Source organism: Thiothrix caldifontis (assembly GCF_900107695.1).
In the GTDB taxonomy this organism is placed as follows: Bacteria; Pseudomonadota; Gammaproteobacteria; order Thiotrichales; family Thiotrichaceae; genus Thiothrix; species Thiothrix caldifontis.
In genome coordinates this window covers 1-3,937 of record NZ_FNQP01000051.1, presented here as the reverse complement: position 1 = coordinate 3,937, position 3,937 = coordinate 1, and the positions used below count along the sequence as shown (strand labels likewise).

The 3,937-nt window shown below is 40.1% G+C and carries 2 protein-coding genes; both read right to left on the bottom strand.

Features of this window, described 5'->3' with window-relative positions:
• Positions 1-198: 198 nt before the first annotated feature.
• A complete protein-coding gene (locus BLV87_RS18800) occupies positions 199-2,349 on the bottom strand; it encodes a TIR domain-containing protein (RefSeq protein WP_093071184.1) in 2,151 nt (716 codons plus the stop codon).
• A gap of 561 nt (positions 2,350-2,910) precedes the next feature.
• Positions 2,911-3,105 (bottom strand): hypothetical protein, encoded by a 195-nt coding sequence (locus BLV87_RS18795; protein WP_093071182.1) that lies wholly within the window; start codon positions 3,103-3,105, stop codon positions 2,911-2,913.
• Between the last annotated feature and the right edge of the window lie 832 nt (positions 3,106-3,937).

The following is a 3,937-nucleotide window of genomic DNA, read 5'->3' as shown; positions in this document are numbered from 1 at the left end:
AGCGTGCCATGCCTGTCTACTCATTCTGGTGCTTGCGATGCCTGATTATCCCACAAAATGGCGGTTCGGAGGGTTTTTCTACAGCCTCAACGTCTGAATTGACGGGCGCGGCGGGGAGTAAGTTGTTAAAGATCCCGGGCTGTCACCGCGTCCGTCGTCGAATAACTTGTTATCCTGTCATTTGAAAATATTCAAATTTTATAATGTAAGTTTGCGGATTAGCTTTTCCATATTGACTGTGTATTTATTAGTTGCTCCAAGCCCGCTCTTATAAAGTTTATACGCTCTTTTGGCAAATTGCATGGCTTGCTTAATATCTCCAGTTTTTGCATAAATATGAGCTAGACTCGCTACAGAAGCTGCAATTCCAGGTCCCGATTTGCCTTCAAGCTCCTCATAATCTAGCAATGCCTGATGATATGTTTTTTTAGCCTTATCATATAAATTTGTGAATTGATATATATTTCCAAGTAACATACGGTCATGTGCAGATTCTTTATTTATTTCACCATACATTCGCTGATGTAGTCTGATTACTCTAGACAAAAATTCTGCCGCATTTTTCCAATCTGATATTCCAATTAAATAGGAAGAAACTCGACGCAATAGTTGCTCCGTAGCTATTATGAATTCTGCTGGGGCATATGATAATACTGCAATAGCATGAGGATATAGGGTGCTTGCTTCAAGTCTTTGATTTTCCCACTTTTCTGGAAAGGCAATAGCAATAGATGCGGTAGCAACATATAAATAAAATGAAGCTTCTTCAGAAAGAGACTCTCTTTCATGAACTACCTTCTCAATAAGTTCATTGAGTGTAATATCTTCTATTTTCTTGTCAATCTTGATTTCCTGCGTCCCTCCTTTGTTAATTTCCCAACTCATTTTGCCCAATCTTTCACGCATAACTGTTTGAACTAGCCGATGGACACTAACTCCACGTGACCCATCACTAAGAGTTTCAATAGATATTAAAGATAGTTCACTTAATGCTGCGATTGCTTCGCCTTTTTCAACTTCATTAATTAAAACTTGAGGAATGATGCTGATAGGTATTCTATCAGGATCCATGAATGCAAGAAATGCCATTATGTCCCATGCTTTTGGGAATAATGATGTAGCTTGTTTAATAGCTAAGTCAAAAGTGGCGAAGATTGATGACGGATATGTAGCATCTCGCGGTGATTTATGAATTAATTTGGGTAATTGATTTGAATACTGTTCAAAACTCCAAGCCATCTTCCAACACAAAGAACGTGCATGACTTAGTGCTAGCGGCAAGTGACCTAATTCAGTTGATAAACGAATAGCTTCTTCAGTATTTTTGTTCCGTGCGTGAGACATTAAAAAGTCGCTAGATACATTTGGTGAAAATAATTCTAATGTTAATTCATTTACACGCTCATACCAATCCTGCCAACGAGTTGTAATTAGAATGTGTGCGTTATATTTTGGAATTTTTCCATCAATATCTATAGGGTTAACAACGTTGTCAAAGATGAGCAGCCAAGGAAGCCTCCACTGGGTTTGAGAGAGATGATCAAGCGTTACCTGGGCCGCTTTAGCTCTGTTTGATATTTCTTTAGTTATGGGTAGAATTTGGTTGCCAAGTTCTACTATATCATCTAAAAGATTTTCAGGAGTTTCGCTTTTTATCCACCAGATTCCTTGGTAATTTTCTCGGTTTCTCCATGCATATTCTTTAGCAAAAGTAGACTTGCCAACCCCCGGTATTCCGGTTATGGCAACCGAGAGAGTTTCCGAATTATAATTTTCTTTGTTCTCGATTGAGAATAACTTGTTTAACGCTTCAAACTCAATTTCTCTTGAAATAAAATCTTTATTTGCATGTATGTTTGAGTGCATAATTTGGTTGCCAGATCGGCGATAGAATTTTGCACTATCAATTTGATTAGTTTTTTCATCTGTAAGGGCGCTTTCAACTACCTTTTCTAAACGCTCGACGTTATGTAATATTGGAACTAGATCGATATAAGGTATTGGCTTTAAAAAACCGGAGGGAGCACACTCATCAATTCGAAAAACTATCAGGCGCTGTTTTTTATTTTGAGGATCATCAATCAGGGGATAATGTGCTTCAGCCATGCAGTGTTCTTTTTTTTGATAAGAACTAGAAAGTAAGGCAATAAGTCTTCCACCATTTTCAATTATTTGAAATCCTTGTTCCATGCGTGCCATAAAGCTTGTATGCCCAAAATCTTCATCTTGAAGATAAGTTCTATAACCTGCTTTATTAAGAATATGTGAGATATTAATGCTTATTTCTTTATCTTCACCGGCACGTGAAATAAATATATCATGCATTTTATTAGAAAATTCATTATCCATTCGTTATTTATCTCTTATTTTAAAGTGTATAACATTTTGGAACACTGTAAAGAGTGGCCAGCCACCATTTTTGACAAATGAATAAAAGCCCTTTTGTTGTCAACGAAAGGGAGGTGTTCTTTTTGAGGTGGTTCAGGTTAGTGTTGTTTATCACGTATCAGCGCACTGTGAAGATTGGTTAGCAACTATTTTCTTGGAATAATCAATTTAGCACGGTTTTTATACAGCATAACCCTATATTTTTAGTCTATCAATCTGGCGAAGCTTATTGGGCGTTTAGCGAGGATAACGTTTAGCATTGAGAGGTGCGCCGCACAGTGTTTGCTACGAAGCGTTTCACTTTTCGCGCATCCTCTCTAATCATCTTGTTCTGGATTCGACTAACATACGGTACACGGTGAACTTTCCATAAATAAATTATTCCCTGCGCTCCTGTCCATCCCCTCCATTATGTTTAAGGTCGAACATAGGGGTAGTTCCCCCTGTCTTCTACCGCGAAGCGCGATAGCCACGGAGTTTCTACCGAAGGCTCATCATGAACCCTCGGTAGTCGCTGTATCACTATGCTTCGGTTCTCTGCTTAAAAGTTCCTGTATCCAGTGCTGTTTGTGCCAGTTCTTTTGTCTTGTAGTATTCCACAGACTCGCGGGACACTGGCATATAGTCCTTGCTTGTTCCGACGTAGAAGCCAGCATTGGATTTCAGGATTGTTAGTTCCAAGTCGTAGCCATATTGCTGAGCAATTTTACCTTTCATGATTGTATCCTCTTGATTTATAACACGGTGGGAGCAAGTTAAGGTGGTATCCCCTGGCTAATATATAGGCAGGTACACACGCTCCAGGTGTTCAACGAGGATGTATCAATAGAGAGGGTGGGGGCTTGGTTCAGGGTCTGGACATTTTTGTCCAGCGTTCAAGTCTAAAATATATATATCATCAGCCGCTTAAATTGCTTAGGTCGTCATACCCCTCAAAGCCTTATGCCATGCGGGGTTCAGAGGTTTTTAGTCTTCACTGGTCATACCCTGCTTATCCATTTGCTGCGCTGCACAATTCGCTACGTAGGTTCAGACTTAGGTTGTCGGCATCATGTGGGCAGGGTAAAACCATTATAAATCAATAGGTTGATCTCTTTTCAGTCCCAAGATGTGGGCTGGTTGTCGGCACATCATCCAGTTTTGGGGAGCCTCCTCATTTTTGAGGAACCGGCGGCGGGCAGTCTTTTTACTTCACGACACATCAACACTAATCGACCCCTCCTATTGTTTCATCTTCTCTTATTTTGTCTCATCAGGAATCTCATTTCGTCCCCAAAGTGAGATTTTCCATAACCCCATTAAAGCTATATGTATCAAGGGTTTGAGCCACTTTTGGCACTCAAGGAGAAGTTGTTTTGCCTTCCACATAACGTCATGTGTGACGGGCGCGGCGGGGAGTAGAATGGGCGATAGACGCGGGCTGTCACCGCGTCCGTCGTCGATGTACTCGTTAGATGATTTTAATTAATCTTATTAGCTCTTAATTGCATTGCCTTTTTGCTAATGCTCTCGATACTCTCATCATCGTCTATGTTTTGTCGCCATTTAG

Coding starts and splice junctions, on each gene's coding strand:
- BLV87_RS18800 (WP_093071184.1), bottom strand. CDS start 2,349: ATGGATAATGAATTTTCTAATAAAATGCATGATATATTTATTTCACGT.
- BLV87_RS18795 (WP_093071182.1), bottom strand. CDS start 3,105: ATGAAAGGTAAAATTGCTCAGCAATATGGCTACGACTTGGAACTAACA.